At 67.6% G+C, this 23245-nt stretch carries 21 protein-coding genes; 8 read left to right on the forward strand and 13 right to left on the reverse strand.

From position 1 onward, the window contains the following. Nucleotides 1–20 precede the first annotated feature (20 nt). A complete protein-coding gene (glnA, locus tag POS15_RS17140; protein ID WP_019184908.1) occupies nt 21–1430 on the reverse strand; it encodes a type I glutamate--ammonia ligase in 1410 nt (469 codons plus the stop codon). 223 nt (nt 1431–1653) lie between these two features. On the opposite strand from glnA, the gene POS15_RS17145 reads away from it, so the two are divergent. Both POS15_RS17145 and POS15_RS17150 read left to right on the forward strand, forming a co-directional pair. Further along, a complete protein-coding gene (locus tag POS15_RS17145; protein ID WP_026070060.1) occupies nt 1654–2448 on the forward strand; it encodes an undecaprenyl-diphosphate phosphatase in 795 nt (264 codons plus the stop codon). Nucleotides 2449–2519: 71 nt separating this feature from the next. Further along, a complete protein-coding gene (locus POS15_RS17150) occupies nt 2520–3344 on the forward strand; it encodes an META and DUF4377 domain-containing protein (RefSeq protein WP_026070061.1) in 825 nt (274 codons plus the stop codon). Between the two features lie 148 nt (nt 3345–3492). On the opposite strand, the gene POS15_RS17155 is transcribed toward POS15_RS17150, so the two are convergent. From POS15_RS17155 to POS15_RS17195, 9 genes are all read right to left on the reverse strand, one after another. Continuing rightward, nucleotides 3493–4104, reverse strand: a complete 612-nt coding sequence (locus POS15_RS17155) for a YbhB/YbcL family Raf kinase inhibitor-like protein (protein ID WP_019184911.1) — start codon at nt 4102–4104, stop codon at nt 3493–3495. 10 nt (nt 4105–4114) lie between these two features. Further along, the gene (locus POS15_RS17160; RefSeq protein WP_284128554.1) at nt 4115–6184 is read right to left on the reverse strand and encodes a tetratricopeptide repeat protein; all 2070 of its coding nucleotides are present in this window, start codon (nt 6182–6184) and stop codon (nt 4115–4117) included. A gap of 60 nt (nt 6185–6244) precedes the next feature. Further along, complete coding sequence (locus POS15_RS17165; RefSeq protein ID WP_026070062.1) at nt 6245–7240, reverse strand: alpha/beta fold hydrolase; 996 nt, start codon at nt 7238–7240, stop codon at nt 6245–6247. A gap of 56 nt (nt 7241–7296) precedes the next feature. Beyond that, nucleotides 7297–8088, reverse strand: coding sequence for a lysophospholipid acyltransferase family protein (locus POS15_RS17170; protein WP_019184914.1), 792 nt, complete (start codon nt 8086–8088; stop codon nt 7297–7299). 181 nt (nt 8089–8269) lie between these two features. After that, nucleotides 8270–8707, reverse strand: a complete 438-nt coding sequence (locus tag POS15_RS17175; protein ID WP_019184915.1) for a hotdog fold thioesterase — start codon at nt 8705–8707, stop codon at nt 8270–8272. Between the two features lie 25 nt (nt 8708–8732). After that, nucleotides 8733–10766, reverse strand: coding sequence for a phospholipase D family protein (locus tag POS15_RS17180; RefSeq protein ID WP_019184916.1), 2034 nt, complete (start codon nt 10764–10766; stop codon nt 8733–8735). Next, on the reverse strand, nt 10763–11320 hold the full coding sequence (locus POS15_RS17185) for a YceI family protein (protein WP_051010531.1): 558 nt from the start codon (nt 11318–11320) through the stop codon (nt 10763–10765). Before POS15_RS17185 ends, POS15_RS17180 begins: the two co-directional genes overlap by 4 nt. 42 nt (nt 11321–11362) lie before the next feature. Then, a complete protein-coding gene (locus tag POS15_RS17190) occupies nt 11363–11839 on the reverse strand; it encodes a histidine phosphatase family protein (protein WP_019184918.1) in 477 nt (158 codons plus the stop codon). Between the two features lie 13 nt (nt 11840–11852). Then, entirely contained in the window at nt 11853–12485 is a 633-nt protein-coding gene (locus POS15_RS17195) for a ParA family protein (protein WP_019184919.1), read from the reverse strand. Nucleotides 12486–12617: 132 nt separating this feature from the next. Between POS15_RS17195 and POS15_RS17200 the strand changes: the two genes are divergently transcribed. Next, nucleotides 12618–14102, forward strand: coding sequence for an AAA family ATPase (locus POS15_RS17200; protein WP_019184920.1), 1485 nt, complete (start codon nt 12618–12620; stop codon nt 14100–14102). Between the two features lie 33 nt (nt 14103–14135). Here the strand turns inward: POS15_RS17200 and POS15_RS17205 are convergent, their stop codons facing one another. The 3 genes from POS15_RS17205 to POS15_RS17215 form a co-directional block, all read right to left on the reverse strand. Further along, nucleotides 14136–15068, reverse strand: a complete 933-nt coding sequence (locus POS15_RS17205; RefSeq protein WP_284128555.1) for an AEC family transporter — start codon at nt 15066–15068, stop codon at nt 14136–14138. Nucleotides 15069–15176: 108 nt separating this feature from the next. Next, nucleotides 15177–15815, reverse strand: a complete 639-nt coding sequence (locus tag POS15_RS17210; protein WP_019184922.1) for a hypothetical protein — start codon at nt 15813–15815, stop codon at nt 15177–15179. Between the two features lie 92 nt (nt 15816–15907). After that, the gene (locus POS15_RS17215; protein WP_019184923.1) at nt 15908–16534 is read right to left on the reverse strand and encodes a DUF938 domain-containing protein; all 627 of its coding nucleotides are present in this window, start codon (nt 16532–16534) and stop codon (nt 15908–15910) included. A gap of 144 nt (nt 16535–16678) precedes the next feature. Here POS15_RS17215 and POS15_RS17220 point away from each other — a divergent pair, with 144 nt between their 5' ends. From POS15_RS17220 to POS15_RS17240, 5 genes are all read left to right on the forward strand, one after another. Further along, entirely contained in the window at nt 16679–18307 is a 1629-nt protein-coding gene (locus POS15_RS17220; RefSeq protein ID WP_046273872.1) for a TldD/PmbA family protein, read from the forward strand. Nucleotides 18308–18439: 132 nt separating this feature from the next. Next, nucleotides 18440–20074 (forward strand): TldD/PmbA family protein, encoded by a 1635-nt coding sequence (locus tag POS15_RS17225; RefSeq protein ID WP_019184927.1) that lies wholly within the window; start codon nt 18440–18442, stop codon nt 20072–20074. 20 nt (nt 20075–20094) lie between these two features. After that, complete coding sequence (locus POS15_RS17230) at nt 20095–21429, forward strand: TldD/PmbA family protein (RefSeq protein WP_019184928.1); 1335 nt, start codon at nt 20095–20097, stop codon at nt 21427–21429. Nucleotides 21430–21496: 67 nt separating this feature from the next. After that, nucleotides 21497–22198: a DUF4159 domain-containing protein gene (locus POS15_RS17235; protein WP_284128556.1), complete on the forward strand. Its 702-nt coding sequence runs from the start codon at nt 21497–21499 to the stop codon at nt 22196–22198. Between the two features lie 61 nt (nt 22199–22259). Beyond that, a complete protein-coding gene (locus POS15_RS17240) occupies nt 22260–23243 on the forward strand; it encodes a MoxR family ATPase (RefSeq protein WP_019184930.1) in 984 nt (327 codons plus the stop codon). Nucleotides 23244–23245: the final 2 nt, after the last annotated feature.

Consider the following 23245-nt stretch of genomic DNA (forward strand, 5'->3'; position numbering starts at 1 on the left):
TCGTCATCGTCACCTGTTGCTCAGTTCGCGTAGTACATCTGGTACTCGAGCGGGTGGGTCGCCGCGCGGAACTTGGTGACTTCCTGCATCTTCAGCGCGATGTAGCCGTCGATGAAGTCGTCGCTCATCACGCCACCGGCCTTGAGGAACTCGCGGTCCTTGTCCAGCGCTTCCAGGGCCTGGTCCAGCGAGGAGCAGACCTGCGGGATCAGCTTCTCTTCTTCCGGCGGCAGGTCGTACAGATCCTTGTCGCTCGGTGCGCCCGGGTCGATCTGGTTCTTGATGCCGTCCAGGCCGGCCATCATCAGCACGGTGAAGGTCAGGTAGCCGGACTGGATCGGATCGGGGAAGCGCATTTCGATGCGGCGCGCCTTCGGGTTGGACACCCACGGAATGCGGCACGAAGCCGAACGGTTGCGGGCCGAGTAGGCCAGCATCACCGGGGCTTCGAAGCCCGGGACCAGGCGCTTGTAGCTGTTGGTGCCGGAGTTGGCGAAGGCATTGATCGCCTTGGCGTGCTTGAAGATGCCGCCGATGTACCACAGCGCCAGCTGGCTCAGGCCGCCGTAGCCATCACCGGAGAACAGGTTGGTGCCGCCCTTGGAGAGCGACTGGTGCACGTGCATGCCGCTGCCGTTGTCGCCGACCAGCGGCTTGGGCATGAAGGTGGCAGTCTTGCCGTTGCGGTGGGCAACGTTCTTGATGACGTGCTTCATGCGCAGCAGTTCGTCGGCCTTCTGCACCAGGGTGCTGAACTTGGTGCCGATTTCGCACTGGCCGGCAGTCGCCACTTCGTGGTGCTGCACTTCCACTTCGATGCCGACCTGTTCCAGGGTCTTGCACATTTCCGCACGCAGGTCGTGCAGCGAATCGGTCGGCGGGACCGGGAAGTAGCCGCCCTTGACGGCCGGACGGTAGCCGCTGTTGGCGCCGTCGTACTTGTCACCGGTGCTCCAGGCCGCTTCTTCGGAATCGATCTTGAAGAAGGTGTGGCCCATGTCGTTGGCGAAGCGGACCGAATCGAAGATGAAGAACTCCGGCTCCGGACCGAAGAAGGCCTGCTCGGCGATGCCGGAGGACTTCAGGTAGGCCTCGGCGCGCTTGGCGATGCCGCGCGGGCAGCGGCCGTACGGCTGCATGGTGGCCGGATCGAGGATGTCGCAGCTGATGACCAGGGTCGGGTCGGCGTAGAACGGGTCGATGTAGGCGCTGGACGGGTCCGGCAGCAGGACCATGTCCGACTCGTTGATGCCCTTCCAGCCGGCGATCGAGCTGCCATCGAACATCTTGCCTTCTTCAAACAGCGACGGCTCCACGATGCTGACCGGGAAGGTGACGTGCTGCTCGATACCACGCATATCGACGAAACGCAGGTCGACGAACTCGATCTGGTTGTCCTTGATCAGCTTCTCAACATTTTCCACGGACATCGGTGAAACCTCAGATGGGTGATTGCCTGAGTGGATAGAGCAATCCCCGTGCCAACTTTTCAGACTTCACAAACCCTTGATTTCACTGGGCTGCCCGACCCCGCAGTGCACGGCTATCCGCACCAAAATAGTGCGCGCCCTGCACCACGCACACATTTGGTGCGGGACGCGGATGTTTTATGCTGCCTCCCGATTTCACCCATTCCGAGCCCCAGCCCCCCCGATGTCCGACCTGCTCTCCGCCCTCCTTCTGGGCATTCTTGAAGGCCTCACCGAATTCCTGCCGATCTCCAGCACCGGCCACCTGCTGATCGCCCAGCACTGGTTGGGCGCACGCTCGGACTTCTTCAACATCATCATCCAGGCCGGCGCGATCCTGGCGATCACGCTGGTGTTCCGGCAGCGGCTGTGGACCCTGGCGACCGGCCTGCATGAGCGCGCCAACCGCGATTACGTGCTCAAGCTCGGCACCGCCTTCCTGGTCACCGCCGTGGTCGGCCTGCCGGTCCGCCTGGCCGGCTGGGAACTGCCGGAGACGGTCACGCCGGTAGCCTGGGCACTGATCATCGGCGGCCTGTGGATGATCCTGGTGGAGGCCTACACCGCACGCCTGCCCGAGCGCGATGAGGTGACCTGGAAGGTCGCCATCCTGGTCGGTGTGGCGCAGGTGGTGGCCGGTGTGTTCCCGGGCACCTCGCGGTCGGCGGCGGCGATCTTCATCGCGATGCTGTTCGGCCTGAGCCGCCGCGCGAAAGCCACCGAGTTCGTGTTCCTGGTCGGCATCCCGACCATGTTCGCCGCCAGCGGCTATGCCTTCCTGGAACTGGCCAAGGACGGCAAGCTCGCCAGTGAGAACTGGACCGACGTCGGCGTGGCCTTCCTTGCCGCGGTCGTCACCGGCTTCATCGTAGTGAAGTGGTTGCTGGGCTACATCAAGTCGCACAAGTTCACGGCGTTCGCGGTCTACCGCATCGCACTGGGCGCGGCCTTGCTGCTCTGGTTGCCCGCTGGCAACTGAACGGCCCGGCGCCGGCGCAACCCCGTTGGGGGCGCGCCGGCGTTTTTCCCCAGGTTCCCAAGGAGATGTACATGAAACGCACCCTGATGCTGATGCTGCCGCTGGCCCTGATGGCCGCCTGCAGCAACCCTTCCACCGCCCCGGCCGGCCGCGATGACCTCGCCCCGGCACCGACCGCCGCCGCCGACCAGGCTGCCGTGGCCCGCCTGGATGTGCAGCGCCTGCAGGGCAGCCATTGGCGCCTGGAATCGGCCACCGATGCCAGCGGCAAGCGCATCGATGCGCTGTTCGCCCGCGCCGACAAGCCGGTCACGCTGGACTTCAAGGATGACCGCATCGCGATCAGCAACACCTGCAACCGCATGGGCGGGGGCTACACGCTGGCCGATGGTTCGCTGACCGTCTCGCCGATGGCCTCGACCATGATGGCCTGCACCGACAAGAACCTGATGGCGCTGGACCAGGCCGTGGGCAGCCGCCTGGAAGGCGCGCTCAAGACCGAGCTGGGCGATGCCGGCCAGCTGACCCTGCGTACCGCCAACGGCGATGTGCTGGTGTTCACCCCGGAGCCGACCGCTGAGACCCGCTACGGCGGCGAAGGCGAAACGGTGTTCCTGGAGGTGGCCGCGCAGACCAAGCCGTGCCCGCACCCGCTGATCCGCGACAAGCAGTGCCTGCAGACGCGCGAGATCCGCTACGACGCCAATGGCATCAAGCAGGGCGAGCCGGGCGAGTGGCAGAACTTCTACGACGTCATCGAGGGCTACACCCACGAAGACGGCGTGCGCAACGTGGTGCGCGTGAAGCGCTACACGATCGCCAACCCACCGGCCGATGCCTCGTCCAACGCCTACGTGCTGGACATGGTGGTCGAGTCGGCGAACGAGAAGAAATAAGAACGCAGAAGGGCGGCCGCTGGCCGCCCTTCTTCATCCTGTAGTGCCGGCCGCTGGCCGGCTCCCGACTGTAGTGCCGGCCGCTGGCCGGCTCCCGACAGTACCTACCGGATGTAACGCCGACCAACGGTCGGCACCCACCGGGGGATCACGCCAGCGCCGGGTTCAACGTATACGTGCCATGCAGCGATGCTTCGGCCAGCACGTGCCCGTGCATCGCATGCAGCACATCGGCAGCGGTAAACGGCGTGGGCAGCTCCAGCTGCGCCACGTCCAGCGCGAACACGCGGAAGAAGTAGCGGTGCACGCGCTCGTCGTTGAACGGCGGGTACGGGCCGTCATAGCCCAGGTACTGGCCGGCCATGTCCGGATTGCCGGCGAACCAACCGGTGAAATCGTTCAGGCCCTGGCGGCTGCCCGCCGGGCCGGCCGGCTGGGTCTTGCCGCGCACGGTGAAGCCGTCGCTGCAGCTGCCCGCGGCCAGCGCGCGCACATCGGCCGGAATATCGGCCATCGCCCAGTGCGCGAAGTGCGCACGCGGTTGATCGCGTGGCACCGTGCAATCCTGGCGGCCGACCGTATCGGGCACGGTCGGCACATCCGGGTCGATGCACAGCAGCGCGAACGACCGGGTGCCGGCCGGCACATCGTGCCAGGCCAGCTGCGGGTTGCGGTTGGGGGCGAAGCCTTCGGCATCGCCGGCCGCGAAGGTGGCGGCGATCGGTTGGCCGTTGGTGATGCTGTCACTGCTCAGATGCATACAGGTCTCCTTATTCTTCCGGGTAACCCAGGCGCACCGCGACCGAGGTCAGCAGCGCGAACGCCGGCCCCATCACCTCGCGGTAATCGCGCCAGTGGCCGGGGGCCATGCGGGCCGGGCCCAGCGTGCCGGCCGGCGGGAAACGCATGCCGAAGTGGGCACCGAGGAACTCGGCCATCGCCTGCGGGTCGTTGCCGATCTCGTCGATCTTCAACAGCGCGTGCGGGTACAGGCTCTGCTCGTGCAGGGTGGCGACCTGGGCCAGCGCACGCGCCAGCCATTCGGCCGCTTCGTGCACCGAGGTCACCGCGAGCGGGGCCGGGGCACTGAAGGCGATCCACTCCAGCAGCATGTCGCGCGGGTCGCGCAGCACGATGACCAGGCGTGCCTCCGGCAGCTGGGGGCGCAGCGCCCACAGCAGCGCGTTGTCCCACCACAGCAGCCAATCGATCACCGCCCCGTCGGCGATGCCCCGGGCTGGCAACTGGCTGCGCCACTGCTCCACCAGTGCCTCGGGCGTGAGCTTGCCGGTCGAGAGCTCCTGCAGCGTGTGATAGCGCTGGAAGGGATCGTTGGGCGGCGTCGGCCCGAAGCGGTCACCACGCATCACCGGGCTGGCGGCGGCCATCGCGGCGACCACGCGTTCAACGCCGGAGCCGGGCGCGCCCCAGATGAACAACGGAGCGATCGCATTGTCTTCAGCCACCGGCGCAAGGTCCGGCCAGCTCAGCGGTGCCTTGGCCTGCGGCGGCAGGGGCAGGCGCTGCGGCGCCTCGGCCGCATGCAGGTCGACCCACGTCCGCAGCGCATCGTGGTACTGGCCGGCACGGTCCTGCACTGAGCCCAGCCAGGCGCGCAGTCCCGCCCGGGCATCCTCCGGGGCCGTGTCCAGCAGCGCCTGCACGCGCGCGATCGCGGCAGCCGGCTCACGCGTGAGCAGTCCATCGACCAGGCGCACTTCACCGGAAACCCGGCCCGGCTCCAGCGCGACGATGCGCTCGGCCACGGCCTCGGCCTGGTTGGCTTCGTTGTTCATGTCGTGCAGGCGCAAACGCGTTTCCAGTGCCGGCAGGTGCTCCGGCATGGCCTGCAGCCAGCGTTCGCCCACGGCCACCGCTTCCGGGCCACCCACCGGTTCCACGGTAAGGCGCGCCATCCACAGGTCATGCACCTCGGGATGATCGGCCAGGGTCGCATCCAGCGTCTCGCGGGCCTGCTGTTCACGGCCCAGGCGCTGCCACGCCATCAGCAGCAGCTGCAGCGTGTGCCGATCGGAGGGCCACTGCGCCAGCACCGGCAGCAGGTGCTCCAGCGCCTGCAACGGCTGGCCGGCCTGCAGTTCGAGCTCGCCGGCCAGGCGGCGCATGGCCGGCGTATCGCCGCCGGGCACGGCCAGGACCTGGCGCATCATGTCCGCTGCGCTCTCCAGGTTGCCCTGGCGCAGCGCGAGCTGGACGACCAGCCCCTGCAGGGCGGTGGTGGCCGGATTCAGGGCAAGCACCCGGCGGAAGGCCTGCTCCGCGAAGGCCAGCATGTCCTTGCCCAGGTAGGCAAAGCCCAGTGCGTAAAGCACCCGGGCATCATCCGGCAGCGCCTGGCTGGCCGCCGAGAGCTGGGCCAGCGCGCGATCCACCTCACCCCGGCGCAGCGCGACCATGCCCGAGAGGGCGGCCAGTTCCGGATGTTCCTCATCCACGCGCAGGCCCAGGCGGGTCAGGCGGTCGGCGTCGTCCACGTCATTGCGGGCCAGCGCCAGGTGCGCCTGCATCACGTACGCGGACAGTTCGTTGGGGTTGAGTTCGGCGGTGCGGTCCAGCGCCGAGCCGGCTGCGTCGAACTGGCGCAGGGCCAGCAACAGGCCGGCCTGCTGCAGATGCAGGTCGGCGTTGTCCGGCGCCAGCGTCAGGGCCTGCTGCAGGCTGGCCAGCGCGTCATCGAACTGGCCCTGCTGCTGCAGCGACAGCGACAGCCAGCGGTGTGCCTGCGGCTGCTCCGGCTCGGCCGCGATCCACTCGCGCGCCAGCTGCACGGCATCGTCCACCGCATTGCGGCGCAGGGCTTGGAGAATCTGGTCTTGCATGACGGTCCGAACTCGAGGGCAAACCCCGATTGTAGCGGGGCCGGCCGGCCAGAACGGCTGTCAGGCCGGCGTGTTCGCCTCGATCCGCAGCCGCTGGGCCACCCAGCGCTCGGAGAAGCCATCACCACGCCAGTTTTCCAGGAAACCGCAGTGGCCACCCCACGGGGCGATTTCCAGGTGGGCATGGGCCGGCAGCCGCCAGCCGTTGAAGGTGGCGAACGGGATCACCGGGTCATCCTGCGCCATCAGGATGTCGGCCGGCACCTGCAGCCCGGCCAGGCGGTCGCCGGCGATGGAGTAACCATCGAAGTAGGCCTGCAGCGAACCGAACTCGGTGTGGTGCTCGACCAGCCAGGCGGTCAGCGCGCGGATGTCCAGCTTGAGCACGCGGTCGTCCCAGTCGCTCAGCTCGGGGAACAGATCGCGCTTGCGACGCAGCGAGCCGGCCCATTTGCGCCGGAAGTACCAGTCGTACATCGCCGGGCCGTTCTCGATGCTCTCCATCGTGATCGCCGGGTCCAGCACCGGGCACACCGAGGCCACGCGGCGCAGCGGCACGCCGGCCGAGGGCGCGCGCAGGGCCAGGCGCAGCACGAAGTTGCCGCCCAGCGAATAGCCGGCGGCGACCAGCGGCAGCTCGGGCCAGCGGCGGGCGATGTCACCGGCTGCGTGCACCACCTCATCGATGCGGTTGGAGTGGAAGATGCCCGGGTTGAGGTGGTGGGTATTGCCATGGTCGCGGAAATTCAGCCGCACCACGTCGTAGCCCTCTTCCAGCAGCCGCGCGGCGGTCATGCGCATGTAGCTCGATTCGGCGCTGCCTTCCCAACCATGCAGCAGCAGCGCCATGCCGACCGGCTGGCGCCCCTGGAGGTAGCTGTGCCAGCCCTGCAGGCGCACGCCTTCACCGCCATCGAGGATCAGCTCGTCGGTGTGCGCGCCGGTCGCCGCCAGCAGCACCAGCCCGCGCTGCATCCGCATCCGGCTCGAGCTGAGCATCGACTGCAGGTGCGGGTTGCGCAGCCAACGCGGGGGGTGATAGTCGGCAGCGGTCAACATGGGCGCGAGCCTGCTCCCGGCCGCGACGCTGGCGTGTGAAGGACCACCACCGCTTACTCGGCGGACATGGCCGCCAGGATGCGCGCGCGCGAGGTTTCCGCGATGCGGCGACGGCCTTCCAGATCGTGGGTATCAATGGGCGCGAGGAAGTGCACCTCGGCCCGCCGTGCCGGCTCTCCCAGCAGACGCAGGAAGTTGGCGAAGAAACTCTCTTTCGGGCCGAACGCGACAATGGTCTGCGCGTCACCGCGCCAGCCGTAGCGCAACGCGACCGGCTGCACCGGGACCTGGGTCTCGACCGCGGCCTGGAAGATGCGCGCATGGAAGGGGCCGACTTCATGGCCACCGCGGGTGCGCCCTTCCGGGAACACGCCCACTGCCTTGCCCTCGCGCAGGCGCACGACCATTTCCTGCATCACCCCACCCAGCGACTCGGTGCTGCCGCGCTGGTGGAAGATGGTCTGCCCGCGCGCGGCCAGCCAGCCGACCACCGGCCAGCCGGCGATCTCCTGCTTGGCCACGAAGCCCATCATGCGCTGGCTGTGCAGCATCGAAATATCGACCCAGCTGACATGGTTGGCCACGAACAGCACCGCACCCGGCAGCGGTGTGCCGATCCGGTGCAGGCGGAAGCCGAAGATCCACATCAGCCCGCCCGACCAGGCGTTCACCGCCGCATGCTCGAACGTGCGCTGGCCCACGCGCACGCGCCCCCACGGCGGCAGCATGGCGATCAGCAGCATCGGCAGGAACAGCAACAGGTGGACCAGCAGCAGCGGTACGCGGTACAGGTAACGGCACACACGCGCCACGCCGCCACGTGAGGCCGGAGTGGGGGAATTCATCCGCGAACGATACCCGAGCGCCGCAGGCTCTGCCAGCGGAATCCGGACAAATCGATGGCAGGCCCAAGCCAGCCGCCGCACGCTGTCAAGCCAACGGCCAGCGGCGGCACAACGGCCGTGCGCACATGCGCCGGCGCACTGTCATGGGCCACGCAACACAGCATCCGTGCCATGCGTGCGATCAGCCCGGGCGCACCGCGGGCACCACCGCCAGGGTCAACCGCGACGTGCAGACCAGCTTGCCGGCCGCGTCCTCGATGCGGATGTCCCACACCTGGGTGCTGCGCCCCACATGGACCGCACGCGCGGTGCCGGTGACCGTGCCGGCGCGCACCGCGCGGATGTGGTTGGCATTGATCTCCAACCCGACGCAGACCTCCCTGGTGGTATCCACGCACAGGTTGCCGGCGCTGCTGCCGAGAGTTTCGGCCAGCACGACCGACGCCCCGCCATGCAGGATGCCGTACGGCTGGCGGGTGCGTTCGTCCACCGGCATGGTGGCGCTGATCCAGTCCTCGCCCGCGGCGGTGAACACGATGCCCAGGTGCTCGATGAGCGTGTTGCGGCTGAGCGTGTTGAGCGCCTGGATCGACACCGCGTCGCGGAATACCTGGGGCATGCAGCTTCTCCGTGGGGTTGCAGATTTACAGAATCGGAACCAGCCCGGCACCGAAGGCGGTGAGCATGCGCACCAGCAGCCACTTCGGCCCGACATTCACCTCGGGGAAATCCCCGACGGCGACGTAGCAGGTGTGGAAGGCCGGGTCCTGCCGCTTGAGCGGATCCGGGCACTCGGGCCCGGGCTGGAACTCGTAATCGGTGGCGTAGCGCCACGGCCAGAAATCGAGCACGGGCAGCGCCTCGGAGGCCTTGCCGACACTGTAGTTCAGGCCGGACAGGACCGGCGGCTTGGCACGCGGCGCGACCACCCAGGAGTTCTGCGGGTGGATGTCGCGCAGGATGCTCTGCGCCAGCGCCTCGGCGAACACCGGGTCATCGATGATCACCGCCCCTTCGGTGTTGTAGTTCTCGCTGCGCGGGTCGAAGTTGTGGGTGCCGATCACGCCGATGCGGCGATCCACCACCATCGATTTGGCGTGCAGGCCCATGCGGGCGCCCTTGCGGGTGACCGGCAGCGGCTTGTTGACCGCCTTGGTGCCCAGGAACGAGGGCCGGGTTTCAGCACGCAGCACGCGGCGCTCCACTTCGCTGCCATCGGTACTGCGGCGGCGCCCGCTGGCGCTGTTGCGGTCGGCGTTGCCACGGCGCGGGCCATCGCTGGCACGGCCGTCGCTGCCAGCGCGCGCATTGCTGCCGGCCGCGCTGCCCCCGAGCAGACTGCTGCGCTTGCCCTGCGACGGCGGCGCCTCGGAACCCAGCGGTGCCGGCAGCAGGTTGCGGTAGTCCACCGGGGCATCGAGCGGGAACGGTTTGAACTCGTAGATGTTGAACCCGAGCTCACGCAGGTTGCGGCGTTTGTACTTGTAGGACAGCGCGTAGACGATCGGGTTGTCGGTGGCGGCCAGGCTGTTGGTGGACACCACCACGCGCGGTGCCTGCTCGCGTTTGCGCAGGTCGCGGAACAGGCGCTGCGCCGGCTTGGACAACACCAGGTACGGCGTCTGCAGCAGCACTTCGGACTGTGCGCTGGCGATCAGCGCATCCAGCTGCGGCTCGGTCACGTGCTGGCCGTTGGCCGGCTGGCTGGCACGTTCGCGGCGATGCTTGCGCGGCAGATCGGCGACGTACTGCACCGAGGCCACGGGCAGGGCGGTATCGACGAAGGTGCGGCGCACGTAGTCCGGATCGTCGGCCTCTTCACTGACCCGCTCGACCCGCTCGGGCCGCCGGAAGTCGGCCGGCGGCATGGCCGGCACGCCCTGGCGCAGCAGCGTGCGGCCGACATCGTTGAGGCGCTCGGCCGGCACACTGCGCGGCGCGCGCCAGAACGCATCGAAATTGGCGGCCATCTCACGCACTTCCGGGCCGGCCACGATCACATCGCGGTCGCGGAAGTTGTATTCGCTGTCCCAGTCGTAATAGTCGTCCTGGTAGTTGCGCCCACCGACCACGCCCAGTGCATCGTCGACCACCAGCAGCTTGTTGTGCATGCGCTGGTTGAAACGGCGGAAGCAGCACACCACGCTGGCGGCGTAATCGAAGTAGTTCAGGCGCGCCTTGCCGAAGGTCGGGTTGTAGACCCGCAGTTCGAAGTTGGCATGGCTGCCGGACAGGGCGCCGAGGATCTCCAGGTCGGAGATCGCCGAGAGCTGGTCGATCAGCACCCGCACCTTGACCCCGCGGCGTGCGGCCGCCTGCAGTTCGTCCAGGACCAGCCGGGCGCTGTCGTCCTTGTCGAAGATGTAGGTCTGCAGGTCGATGCTGCGCGTGGCGCTGCGGATCAGGTTCAAGCGCGCGACGAGGGAAACTTCCCCTTCGTCGAGGATGGTGGCGTAGTGCCGCGGCTGGCCGGCATGCGATTCGGCGAAGGCGCGGCCACCGAGGGCACGCAGCGGCGAATCAAGCGCGCAGCGGTCCGGCTGGGCGCAGTCGACCACGGTCGAACGCGCCTGTACGGCGATGCCGGCGGCGCGGTCGCGCTCGGCGTTGGACAGCGAAGCACAGCCGCTGCCCAGCAACAGCGTTGCCAGCACCAACAGACGCAGCAATGGGTTCACGGTTTCGGCGCCTCGCTCAGACGCGCACGCAATACAAAGGTCACTCGATCACTCAGCGCAAGCTGCCAGCTGTCCATTCCATACCGGCCACGCTGGACGGTACCGCGGCTGACCACGTCGCAATCATACCCGGCCCGGGCACACTGCGGCGGTTCGACCCGTAGCGTTTCCGGGTGGCTGACCCCGCGCAGGATCAGCCGGCCCTGGATGCTGCCCCCCTTGTCGACCACCTCGGGCCAGTAGGGCAGCGAGTCGAACTCCACGACCGGGTAGCGGGCCGCGTCGAAGAACTCCTCGCCCCGCATCCAGCCGGTGTAGCGGGCCTTGCCGGGGATCTCGACATAGCGGGTGAACATCCGCAGGTGCACCTGGTGGCGACCGTCGGAGAGCACTTCGATGTTGCCTTCAAAGCGGGGGAAGATGCCCTCGATGCGCTGCCCCAGCCGCGTCCGGATCTCAAACCCGAAGCGCGAGGTGGCCGTATCGAAGGCAAGGGCCTGGCTGGTGGCGGCCGGCACCGACGACGGCGGGGCGGCATGGGCCGCCCCTGCCATCAACAGCAGCCCGACCCACGCCGCGCGGACTGCCCACACGGGTTACGGCCACCAGAAGGCGGTCAGGCTGGCCACACCCGGCTCGATGGCAGCCTCACGGTCGAAGGCCAGGACCGCGATTCCGCCCGGTGGCATGCCCCGGTAATCACTGCTGGTGCCTTCGCTCATCAGGGCGACCAGTTGTTCCAGGCCCGGGTTGTGCCCGACCACCAGCAGGCGGTCGACGTCCCGGCGCGCATCGATCAGCCCCATCAAGGTGCCCGGGGTGGCCTCGTAGACGGCATCCTCCAGGCGCTTTTCGACGAAGCCGGTGATGCCCAGCACAGCCTCCAGGGTTTCGCGGGTACGCCGCGCCGGCGAGCAGAGCACGCAGTCGGGGAGCAGGTTGTTTTCCTTCAGCCAGCGGCCGGCGGCCTCGGCTTCGGCCAGACCGACCGGCGACAGCGGGCGGTCCAGATCGGCCTGGCCGGTGCTGGCGGCTTCGGCATGGGCGTGACGCAGCAATATCAGTTCTCGCATGGGATCTCTCGTGTCAGGCTTTCTTCAGCCACTTCAACAGCGGCTCCCAGTCACTCTGGTGCTCGCGCACCTGGGCCGAGCGGTAGTCGAACAGACTCCGTCCCAGCCCGACCATCACCACATAGCTCTGGCTGTCGCGCAACTGCGCAACGACCTCGTAAGGCCAATCGGCCAACATCTGTATCGCCTGTTGCGAGGTCTGCGTCCAGGGTTTGGTGCGGTTGAGCACCAACCCGACCGGCAGGCTGCGGTCATGGACGCGGGCCACGCGCGACAGGCTGTTGAGGAAGCCGACGATGGCTTCGATGTCCAGCGCGGAAGGCAGCACGGGAACCACCACCGCATCGGCAACGTCAAGGAAATGCGGAATATCGTCGGCCATCGCACCGGCCGGCGCATCGATGATGACTTCGTCGGTGCCGTCGGGAACCAGTCGTTCCCAGCTCTTTTTGCGGTACACGTCGATCGGCAGCACGGCGCTTTCCAGGACCGAGCGGCGTTGTGCCCAGCGTGTGCTGGAGCCCTGTGGATCGGCATCGGCCAGGACGGTCCGCTTGCCTTCCAATGCCGAATGCGCCGCCAGGTGGGTGGCGACGGTGGTTTTGCCCACTCCGCCTTTGGAACCGGCCACCAGGATCGTCTTCATGCAGGCCTCGCTTCCGGGGAACGTTTCCGCAGCCTACACCGGCGCCTGTGACGGAGATAGTCGCGGCGCTGAACCAGAACCGGCGCCCACGGCTTTGCTATCGTGGATGGTTCCAATGGACTGACCGCCCGCATGAGCGAACTACAGGACCTGAGCGCGCTGATCCGCGCCAACACCCCGCTGATCATCATCGAGACCCAGGATGAAGGCCGGGTGGTCGAGCTGTTCCGGCAGACCCTGATGCATGTCTGGCGCGCCCTGCACCGCTGGTCGATCACCGAGGGGCTGCGCCGGATCGACATGGACCGCGAGGACGACCCGGTCGGCCCGCCCGACGCCAGCGCGGCCCTGCAGATGATCCGCCAGGCCGAGCAGCGCGGCATCTACCTGCTGCTCGATTTCCATCCCTACCTGGGCTATGCCAGCCACCAGCGCGCCCTGCGCGACCTGATCCAGCGGCGCCACTGCCAGGCCCACGTGCTGGTCCTGATCGGGGCCAAGGTAGAACTTCCGGCCGAGCTGGAAGCGCTGGCCACCCGCTTCAATCCGCGCCTGCCCGACCTCAACGCGCTGTTGAAGATGCTGCGCGAGGAAGCCGAAGCCTATGCCCGCGAACATGGCGGGCGGCGCGTGGAGGTGGACAACGAGGCGGTCCAGAAGATCCTGCACAACCTGCGCGGGCTGAGCCTGGTCGACGCGCGGCGGATCGCCCGCCAGCTGATCTTCGCCGACGGTGCGCTCAGCCAGGACGACCTGCCGCAGCTGGCCCGGCTCAAGTTCGAGCTGCTCAACCGCGCCGGCCACCTGCACTACGAATACGACACCACCCGCTTCGCCGACGTGGCCGGTGCCAACCGGCTCAAGCGCTGGGTCAACCAGCGCCGCCCGGTCTTCCTCGGCGGCGCCGGCCCGGCGGGCCTGGACCCGCCCAAGGGCATGCTGCTGCTGGGCGTGCAGGGCTGCGGCAAGTCGATGCTGGCCAAGGCGACGGCCGCCGGTTTCGGCGTGCCGCTGCTGCGGCTGGATTTCGGCAGCCTGTATGACAAATACCACGGCGAGACCGAGAAGAACCTGCGCGATGCGCTGGCCTCGGCCGAGCAGCTGGCGCCGTGCGTGCTGTGGATCGACGAGATCGAGAAGGGCCTGGCCAGTGGCGGCGAAGATGGCGGCGTCTCGCGCCGCGTGCTCGGCCACCTGCTGACCTGGCTGGCCGAACGCAAGGGCACGGTGTTCATCGTCGCAACCGCCAACCAGGTCCATGAGCTGCCGGCCGAGCTGCTGCGCAAGGGGCGTTTCGATGAGATCTTCTTCGTCGACCTGCCCGATGCCAACACCCGGGTGGAACTGCTGCGCCTGCACCTGGGCAAGCGCCAGCTCAACGCCGACGATTTCGCGCTGCCGGCGCTGGCGGCCGCGGCGGACGGATTCTCCGGGGCGGAGATCGAACAGGCGGTGGTCGCCGGGCTGTACGCCGCACACGCCGAATCACGCGGGCTGGATACCCAGCTGCTGATGCAGGAGATCCGCGGCAGCCGGCCGCTGTCGGTGCTGATGGCCGAGCAGGTCACCGCGCTGCGCGAGTGGGCCCGCGGGCGCACCGTCAGCGCGGACGGGTAGCGCCCGACCGTCAGCCGGCTGCCGGCTGCCTGATCATGGCGACCCTGGAAGACCGGCCCCGCGCTGCAGCACCCACACCCACGCCGGCAGCGTCACCAGCGACAGCAGGATGCCGTAGCCAACGAGCGCGGCAGCCAGGCGCGGGGCCAGGCGATGTGACATCGCCAGCGCGGCGGCGGTGATCATGGTCGGCATCGCCGACTCCAGCACATTGGCCTGCAGCATCGCACCCTGCAGGCCGAACCCCCACGAGATCGGCAGCGCCAGCGCCGGCATCACCAGCAGCTTCAACAGCAACCCGATGCCCAGCGGCTTGAGCTCGTCCAATGGCAGGCGCAGCTGGATCGAAAAACCGACCGCCAACATCACCAGCGGCAGCATCGCATCGGCCAGCTGCTTCAGCCCGGTGCCGATCCAGCCCGGCGGCTGCTCAGGCATCAGGGTCAGCGCGAACAGCAACGCCCACAGCGGCGGGAACTTCGCGATCCGCAGCAGGATCTGCGCGGCGGTGGGCGGGGTGTCGCCGCTGTAGCGCGCGATCACGTACAGACCAAAGGTGGACAGCAGCACGAAAGTGCCGAACTGGTCGTAGACCACCGCATAGGGCAGGGCGTGATCGCCGAGCAGGGCACGCACCATCGGATAGCCGATGAAGCTGGAATTGGCCAGCGCCACACAGATCAGCAGCACCGCATGCACATCCCGGGCGAAGCCGAACGCGCGCGTGGCCAGGCTCACCAGTGCGAGCGTGCACAGCATCAACAGCCACGGCGTGGCGACCAGCCCGATCAGGCTGGTGTCCAGATGCAGCCGCGGGACATAGATCAGCACCGCCGCCGGCAGGCACACGTACAGCACGATGCGGTTGAGCACATCGGCCGTGTTCTCCGGCAGCGTGCGCAGGCGCGAGAACGCCATGCCCAGGCCGAGCATGGTCAGGATCAGAGCGAATGCGTCGAAAGCCATCGCCACAGCCTAGCCCAATCGCCTGCATGGCATGTTCCGACCATGGTCGAAGCCCGCATCGCCCGCGCTATGGCAGGCCAGCCCGCCTGCACGGGCCGGCCTGCGGAATCATGGCCAGGCGGGTGGCTTCTCGGCCCACGCACGCTGCACCTCGGCCAGCGTGCTGCGCTCGCTGTCGCGCCAACCAGGCAGCAGTTCGGCGTAGCGATCGGCCCCACTCCACTGTTGCGGCTCGGTGCGCACGGCGGCGGCGTACCACTGCACGGCTTCGGTCTTGCGGCCCAGCGTCCACAGCGCCAGCGCGAAGGTGGGCGGCACCCACGCCGGATTCCCGCGCAGCGTGTTCTGCGCCGCGGTCCATTGCACCAACGCCGCGTCGGCCTCACCCAGCCGGAACAGATCCCAACCGTAGTTCCAGCGCACCGACCGACCGGGCACCGAACTGGCCGATGCGGTCGTCGCGGCCTGTTCGTACAGACTGCGCCCCAGCTCGGGCCGGCCCTGCGCGATCGCGACGCCGGCCAGCTGCACGGTCGCTTCCAGGCTCTTGCGGCCGCGCTCGCGCTGCTTCATCAATTGGTCGACGAGCTCCCCGCCCTGGCCCTGCACCACCACCATCGGGGCGGCCGCCACGTCGTTGTCGAAGTAGAACTCCTGCACGGCCGGCAGCGATTGCGCCGACGCGTTGAACACACACGCCCCCATGGCCAGCATCACGCCGGCCACCATCTGTCTTGCAATTGCCATGCAAACTCCCCCAGGTTGTCACAACAACCTCCCCTCCTGATCCTAACCGCAGCATGCGCCGGACACCAAGCGCGGCCGACCAGCGGTCGGCGCTAGCCGGCGCGCCGCCACACCCGCAGGCGGTTGTTGGCCGGCATCGCCACGTCCTCGATCAGCTGCAGGCCCGCCCCCGCCGCCAGCGCATCCACCGCCTCGGCGTCGCGGATGCCCGAGGCCGGGTCCCGCGCCTTGAGCCATGCGTCGAACTGGCGGTTGCTGTCGCTGCTGTACTCGCCATGGGCATTGAACGGACCGTAGATACAGAGCACGGCACCGGCCGCCATGACTGCCGGCAACCCGGCAAACAGCGCCTGGACGTGCGCCCAGCTCATGATGTGCAGGGTGTTGGCGCTGAACACCGCATCGAACGCCAACGGCGCGTCCGGCGGCAGCGGCCCGAGCCCGGGCGCGGGGGACAACACGGCCTGCAGCGGCCACGGGGCCGGTGTGTTGGGCAGGCCCGCGGCGTCCAGCCGCTCGGCGATGCCCGGCAGGTGATCCGGATGGTCGCTGGCCTGCCACTGCAGGTGGGGCAGTGCCGCCGCGAAGGACTCGGCGTGCTGGCCGGTGCCGCTGCCAATCTCCAGCACCCGGTGGCGGTCGGCGAGGTGGCGCTGCAGCACCGCCAGGATCGGCGCGCGGTTGCGGTCGCAGGCCTCGGACCAGCGTATCTGGCTCATCGCAATGTCACATCGGCAGGGAATCGATGTCCATCCAACCATGACCGCAGTCACTTGTGCCACTGTGCGATGCCACCGAAAGTCGAAGACTTGTCCAACGCCGGCCGCCTGCGCGCCGCCGGCCGTCCTTGGGGGATGTGAGCTGTGCAACGTCGTGAGTTTCTAGCGCTGTCTGGAATGGGCCTGGCGGGCCTGGTACTGCCGCATGGCCGGCTGATCGCCGCCGAGCAGCTGCTCGAACCGGGCGATGCGGGTCGCCGGAAGGCCTTGGCCGAGGCCGCGCTTGCCGCCGCCAAACGCGCCGGTGCCAGCTACTGCGATGTGCGCATCGGCCGGTACCTCAACCAGGCGATCATCACCCGCGAGGCCAACGTCCAGAACGTCACCAACAGCGAATCCTCGGGCATCGGCATCCGGGTGATCGTCAACGGCGCCTGGGGCTTTGCCGCCACCCACCAGCAGACCCCGGCCGCGGTGCTGGCCACGGTCGAGCAGGCCGCGGCGATCGCCCGCGCCAACGCCGGCATCCAGAGCCGCCCGGTACAGCTGGCGCCGGTGACCGGCGTGGGTGACGTGAGCTGGAAGACCCCGATCCGCAAGAACGCGATGGCGGTACCGATCAAGGACAAGGTCGAGATGCTGCTGTCGCTGAATGCGGCCGCGCTCAATGCCGGCGCCGACTTCATCAACTCCACCCTGTTCCTGGTCAACGAACAGAAGTTCTTCGCCTCCAGCGACGGCTCGTTCATCGACCAGGACGTGCACCGGATCTGGCTGCCGTTCACCGCCACCGCGATCGACAAGGCCAGCGGCAAGTTCCGTACGCGCGCCGGGCTGTCCTCGCCGATGGGCATGGGCTACGAATTCCTCGATGGCGACGCGCGCGGCAAGATCGCGTTGCCGGGCGGCGTGGTCGCCTACCGCGATTCCTACGACCCTGTCGAAGATGCCATTGCTGCCGCCCGCCACGCCCGTGAAAAGCTCAAGGCGCCGTCGGTCAAGCCGGGCAAGTACGATCTGGTGCTGGACCCGTCCAACCTGTTCCTGACCATCCATGAGAACGTCGGCCACCCGCTGGAGCTGGACCGCGTGCTCGGCTACGAAGCCAACTACGCCGGCACCAGCTTCGCCACGCTGGACAAGCGCGAGGCGGGCTTCCGCTGGGGCAGCGACATCGTCAACTTCTTCGCCGACAAGACCGCCCCGGGCAGCCTGGGCGCGGTGGGCTACGACGATGAAGGCGTGAAAACCAAGCGCTGGGACCTGGTCAAGGACGGCATCCTGGTCAACTACCAGGCCACCCGCGATGAGGTGCACCTCCTCGGCGAGAAGGAAAGCCACGGCTGCAGCTACGCCGATTCGTGGTCCAGCGTGCAGTTCCAGCGCATGGCCAACGTGTCACTGGCGCCGGGCAAGGCCCCGCTGAGCGTGGCCGACATGATCAAGAACGTGGAGAACGGCATCTACATCCACGGCCGCGGCTCGTACTCGATCGACCAGCAGCGCTTCAACGCGCAGTTCGGCGGCCAGCTGTACTACCAGATCAAGAACGGTGAGATCACCGGCATGGTCGAGGATGCCGCCTACCAGATCCGCACGCCGGAGTTCTGGAATGCCTGCAGCGCGATCTGCGATGAGCGCGATTTCCGCTTCGGCGGCTCGTTCTTCGATGGCAAGGGCCAGCCGGGCCAGGTCTCGGCGGTCTCGCATGGCTCGGCGACCACGCGCTTTGATGGCATCAACATCATCAACACCGCACGCAGCCTGGGATGAGCCCGTCCCTGCTCCGTGCCGAATGTCACTACCGCGGCGCACGCATGGCCGCAAGAATCGGCTGTGCCGCCGCGGCGGTCGCCCTGATGTCGCTGTTTCCCTGCCACCCCCACACCGACGTGGAGAGCTGCCTTGCAAAGACGTGACTTTCTCGCCCTGACCGGGCTTACCGCTGGCGGACTGATCGTGCCGTCGTTCTTCGGCAAGGTCATTGCCGCCGAGCAACTGCAGAGCAGCCTCGACCCGGCCCTGAAAAAGCGCCTGGCCGACGCCGCCCTGGCCGCTGCGCGCCAGGCGGGCGCGACCTACTGCGATGTGCGTATCGGCCGCTACCTGCGCCAGTACGTGATCACCCGCGAGGACAAGGTCCAGAACGTGGTGAACACCGAATCGACCGGCGTGGGCATCCGCGTGATCGTCAACGGCGCCTGGGGCTTTGCCGCCACCAACCAGCTCGGCACCACCGACGTGGCCCGCGCCGCACAGCAGGCCGCGGCGATCGCCAAGGCCAACGCCGGCGTGCAGACCGCCCCGGTGCAGCTGGCTGCCGCGCCCGGCGTGGGTGAGGTGTCCTGGCGCACCCCGATCCGCAAGAACGCGATGGACGTGCCGATCAAGGAAAAGGTCGAGCTGCTGCTGGACGTCAATGCAGGCGCGATGGGCGCCGGCGCCAGCTTCGTCAACTCGATGCTGTTCCTGGTCAACGAGCAGAAGTACTTCGCCTCCACCGACGGCTCCTACATCGACCAGGACGTGCACCGCATCTGGGCACCGATGACGGTCACCGCCATCGACAAGAGCACCGGCAAGTTCCGCACCCGCTCGGGGCTGTCCTCGCCGATGGGCCTGGGCTACGAGTACCTCGATGGCGTCGGCACCGGCAAGGCGGTCTCGCCCAACGGCGTGGTCAACTACCGCAACTCCTACGACATGAAGGCCGATGCGATCGCCGCGGCCAGGCAGGCGCAGGAGAAGCTCAAGGCCCCGTCGGTGAAGCCGGGCAAGTACGACCTGATCCTGGATCCGTCGCACACCTGGCTGACCATCCACGAGTCGGTCGGCCATCCGCTGGAACTGGACCGCGTCCTCGGCTACGAAGCCAACTACGCCGGCACCAGCTTCGCGACGCTGGACAAGCGCGAGCAGCATTTCCAGTACGGCAGCGACAAGGTCAACATCTTCGCCGACAAGACCCAGCCGGGCAGCCTCGGCGCGGTCGGCTACGACGATGAAGGCGTCAAGACCAAGCGCTGGGACCTGATCAGCGAAGGCAAGCTGGTGGATTACCAGACCATCCGCGACCAGGCCCACATCCTCGGCAAGACCGAGTCCGATGGTTGCTGCTATGCCGATTCGTGGTCCAGCGTGCAGTTCCAGCGCATGGCCAACGTCTCCATGGCACCGGGCAAGACCAAGCTGAGCGTGGCCGACATGATCAAGGACGTCGAGAACGGCATCTACATCATCGGCGACGGCTCGTTCTCCATCGATCAGCAGCGGTACAACGCGCAGTTCGGTGGGCAGCTGTTCTATGAAATCAAGAACGGCCAGATCACCCGCATGCTCGAGGACGTGGCCTACCAGATCCGCACGCCGGAGTTCTGGAATGCCTGCACCGCCGTGGCCGACGAAAGCGACTACCGCCTGGGCGGCTCGTTCTTCGACGGCAAGGGCCAGCCGGGCCAGGTCTCGGCGGTCTCGCACGGTTCGTCCACCGCGCGCTTCAACGGCATCAACGTCATCAACACCGCGCGCAGCCTCGGCTGACCGGTCAGGAGCCCCAATCCATGAGTATCTTCACCGAAGCCCAGGCCAAGGCCATCCTCGACAAGGTCATCGCGCTCTCCAAGGCCGATGAATGCACTGCCGTGCTGGCCGGCTCGATCGACGGCAACATCCGTTTCGCACTGAACAATGTCTCCACCAGCGGCATCGTCGACAACACCGAACTGGCCGTCACGGTCGCCTTCGGCAAGCGCGTCGGCACCGCCTCGATCAACGAATTCGACGATGCCGCGCTGGAACGCGTGGTGCGCCGCGCCGAGGATCTGGCCCGCCTGGCCCCGGAGAACCCGGAGTTCCTGCCGGCGATCGGCAAGCAGACCTACCGGCCCAGCCCGACCTTCAGCGAATCCACTGCGGCGATCGACCCGGCCTTCCGCGCCAAGGTCGCCGCCGACTCGATCGCGCCGTGCCGTGGCAACGGTCTGATCGCGGCCGGCTTCCTGGAAGACGGCCAGAGCTTCTACGCCACCGCCAACAGCAACGGCAACTTCGGTTACCAGCGCGGCACCAACTTCGACTACACCTGCACCGTGCGCACCGAAGACGGCCGCGGCTCGGGCTGGGTGGGTCGCAACCTCAAGGATGCCGCCGATTTCAAGGCCGACCAGGACATCCGCATCGCCATGCGCAAGGCCACCGAATCGGCCGAGGCCAAGGCGCTGGAGCCGGGCAAGTACACGGTGATCCTGGAGCCGGCGGCCGCGGCCGGCCTGATCAGCTTCATGATGAACTTCTTCGATGCGCGCTCGGCCGATGAAGGCCGCAGCTTCCTGTCCAGGAAGGGCGGCGGCAACAAGCTGGGCGAACAGGTCTACGACCCGCGCGTGACCATGGTCGCCGACCCGTGGCACCCCGAAGCCGCCGTGCTGCCGTGGGACAACGAAGGCCAGCCGCGCGAGAAGCTGGACATCATCAAGGACGGCAAGATCGCCAACCTCAACTACTCGCGCTTCTGGGCGCAGAAGCAGGGCAAGACCGCCAACGCGCGCCCGGGCAACCTGCTGATGTCCGGTGGCGACAAGAGCACTGCCGAGCTGGTCCGTGGCACCCAGAAGGGCATCCTGGTCACGCGCACCTGGTACATCCGCATGGTCGATCCGCAGACCGTGCTGCTGACCGGCCTGACCCGCGATGGCACCTTCTACATCGAGAACGGCCAGATCAAGCACCCGGTGAAGAACTTCCGCTTCAACGAGTCGCCGGTGATCATGCTCAACAACATCGAAGAGCTGGGCAAGCCGGTGCGTGTGGCCGGTGACGAATCCAGCCTGGTGATGATGATCCCGCCGATGAAACTGCGCGATTTCACCTTCACCTCGTTGTCCGACGCGGTCTGATGAACGGTCGTGACGGCCACTGGCCGTCTCTTCGTCTGGCCGGTCGCTTCCGGGAACGTGCGCGGCGATGAACCGTGCACAGTTCCTGCGGCTGATGCTGGGCAGTGCCGCGTTCGCGGCCTTGCCCGCGCCGGCGCGCGCCCAGGCCGGGCGGTACGACTTCTGGTTCACCCGCCTCAAGTACGACTCCGGCGACTGGGACGTGGACGCGCGCATGCCGTCCAACGTGATCACCTCGCTGATCGATTACACCACCCTGCGCGTTGACCCGACAGAGCACGTGATCGCGCTGTCCGATCCGCGCATGCTGGAGGCACCGTTCTGCTACCTGGCCGGGCACAAGCTGGTCGAGTTCAATGCCGCCGAGCGGCAGAACTTCGTGCGTTACGTGCGCAATGGCGGCTTCGTGTTCGTCGATGACTGCAACCACGATATCGATGGTCTGTTCGCGAAGTCCTTCGAAGCACAGATGGCCAAGCTGTTCGGGCCGAAGGCGCTGAACAAGCTGCCCAACAACCACGCGCTCTACCGCAGTTTCTTCCGCTTCCCCGATGGCCCGCCGGCCACCGGGTTCGAGCTCAATGGCTGGGGCGATGATCTGGTCCACGATTACCTCAAGGGCATCCAGATCGATGGCCGCCTCGGCGTGCTCTACAGCAACAAGGATTACGGGTGCGAGTGGGACTACGACTGGCGCAACAAGCGCTTCCTGGCCGAAGACAACACCCGTTTTGCGGTCAACATCGTGATGTATGCCTTGAACAGCTGAGCTTCTTCCTGCTTTTTCAGCCACGCATGGCGTGGCTCTACGCCGATCCTGCGAGTGCCTTATGACGACCGACCGCCTTGATGCCCTTCTTCCCAAACTGCAGCAGCTGCGCGGTGCGTTGGCCCAGGCCGTGGTCGGCCAGCACGCGGTGGTCGAACAGCTGCTGATCGGCCTGCTGGCCGGCGGCCACTGCCTGCTCGAGGGCGCCCCCGGGCTGGGCAAGACCCTGCTGGTGCGCTCGCTAGGCCAGGCCTTGGAGCTGCAGTTCCGGCGCGTGCAGTTCACGCCCGATCTGATGCCCAGCGACATCCTCGGTACCGAGCTGCTGGAAGAGGACCACGGCACCGGGCACCGTCACTTCCGGTTCCAGAAGGGCCCGATCTTCACCAACCTGCTGCTGGCCGACGAGCTCAACCGCACCCCGCCCAAGACCCAGGCCGCACTGCTGGAGGCGATGCAGGAGCGCACCGTCAGCTACGCCGGCACCACCTATGCGCTACCGGCGCCGTTCTTCGTGCTGGCCACGCAGAACCCGATCGAACAGGCCGGCACCTACCCGCTACCCGAAGCCCAGCTGGACCGCTTCCTGCTGCACGTGCGGGTGGATTACCCCACCGAACAGGAAGAGCGCGACATCCTGCTGCAGACCACCGGCAGCGCCAACGGCAGCGTCCCCAAGGTGATGGAGGCTGACGAGGTCCTGGCGCTGCAGTCAGCCGTGCGCGAGGTCCACATCAGCGACGACGTACTCACCTGGATCACCCGCCTGGTGCGTGCCAGCCGCCCGGGCAGCGACGCACCGGCGGCGGTGAACCAGTGGATCAAGTGGGGCGCCGGCCCGCGTGCCGGGCAATCGCTGGTGCTGGCGGCCAAGGCGCGCGCGCTGCTGCAGGGCCGCTTCGCGGCCACCCGCGAGGACGTGCAGGCGCTGGCGGCACCGGTGATGCGTCACCGCCTGCTGCTGTCCTTCGCTGCCGAGGCCGAGCAGAAGAGCGCCGACGACGTGGTCGCCGCGCTGCTGCAGGCCGTGCCGTTCCCGGGTTGATC

It is taken from the genome of Stenotrophomonas sp. BIO128-Bstrain (genome assembly GCF_030128875.1).
GTDB lineage: Bacteria > Pseudomonadota > Gammaproteobacteria > Xanthomonadales > Xanthomonadaceae > Stenotrophomonas > Stenotrophomonas bentonitica_A.

Excerpts from the sequence above, each read along its gene's own strand:
- glnA (WP_019184908.1), bottom strand. The coding sequence starts at position 1,430 with ATGTCCGTGGAAAATGTTGAGAAGCTGATCAAGGACAACCAGATCGAG.
- POS15_RS17145 (WP_026070060.1), top strand. The coding sequence starts at position 1,654 with ATGTCCGACCTGCTCTCCGCCCTCCTTCTGGGCATTCTTGAAGGCCTC.
- POS15_RS17150 (WP_026070061.1), top strand. The coding sequence starts at position 2,520 with ATGAAACGCACCCTGATGCTGATGCTGCCGCTGGCCCTGATGGCCGCC.
- POS15_RS17155 (WP_019184911.1), bottom strand. The coding sequence starts at position 4,104 with ATGCATCTGAGCAGTGACAGCATCACCAACGGCCAACCGATCGCCGCC.
- POS15_RS17160 (WP_284128554.1), bottom strand. The coding sequence starts at position 6,184 with ATGCAAGACCAGATTCTCCAAGCCCTGCGCCGCAATGCGGTGGACGAT.
- POS15_RS17170 (WP_019184914.1), bottom strand. The coding sequence starts at position 8,088 with ATGAATTCCCCCACTCCGGCCTCACGTGGCGGCGTGGCGCGTGTGTGC.
- POS15_RS17175 (WP_019184915.1), bottom strand. The coding sequence starts at position 8,707 with ATGCCCCAGGTATTCCGCGACGCGGTGTCGATCCAGGCGCTCAACACG.
- POS15_RS17185 (WP_051010531.1), bottom strand. The coding sequence starts at position 11,320 with ATGGCAGGGGCGGCCCATGCCGCCCCGCCGTCGTCGGTGCCGGCCGCC.
- POS15_RS17190 (WP_019184918.1), bottom strand. The coding sequence starts at position 11,839 with ATGCGAGAACTGATATTGCTGCGTCACGCCCATGCCGAAGCCGCCAGC.
- POS15_RS17195 (WP_019184919.1), bottom strand. The coding sequence starts at position 12,485 with ATGAAGACGATCCTGGTGGCCGGTTCCAAAGGCGGAGTGGGCAAAACC.
- POS15_RS17200 (WP_019184920.1), top strand. The coding sequence starts at position 12,618 with ATGAGCGAACTACAGGACCTGAGCGCGCTGATCCGCGCCAACACCCCG.
- POS15_RS17205 (WP_284128555.1), bottom strand. The coding sequence starts at position 15,068 with ATGGCTTTCGACGCATTCGCTCTGATCCTGACCATGCTCGGCCTGGGC.
- POS15_RS17210 (WP_019184922.1), bottom strand. The coding sequence starts at position 15,815 with ATGGCAATTGCAAGACAGATGGTGGCCGGCGTGATGCTGGCCATGGGG.
- POS15_RS17215 (WP_019184923.1), bottom strand. The coding sequence starts at position 16,534 with ATGAGCCAGATACGCTGGTCCGAGGCCTGCGACCGCAACCGCGCGCCG.
- POS15_RS17230 (WP_019184928.1), top strand. The coding sequence starts at position 20,095 with ATGAGTATCTTCACCGAAGCCCAGGCCAAGGCCATCCTCGACAAGGTC.
- POS15_RS17235 (WP_284128556.1), top strand. The coding sequence starts at position 21,497 with ATGAACCGTGCACAGTTCCTGCGGCTGATGCTGGGCAGTGCCGCGTTC.
- POS15_RS17240 (WP_019184930.1), top strand. The coding sequence starts at position 22,260 with ATGACGACCGACCGCCTTGATGCCCTTCTTCCCAAACTGCAGCAGCTG.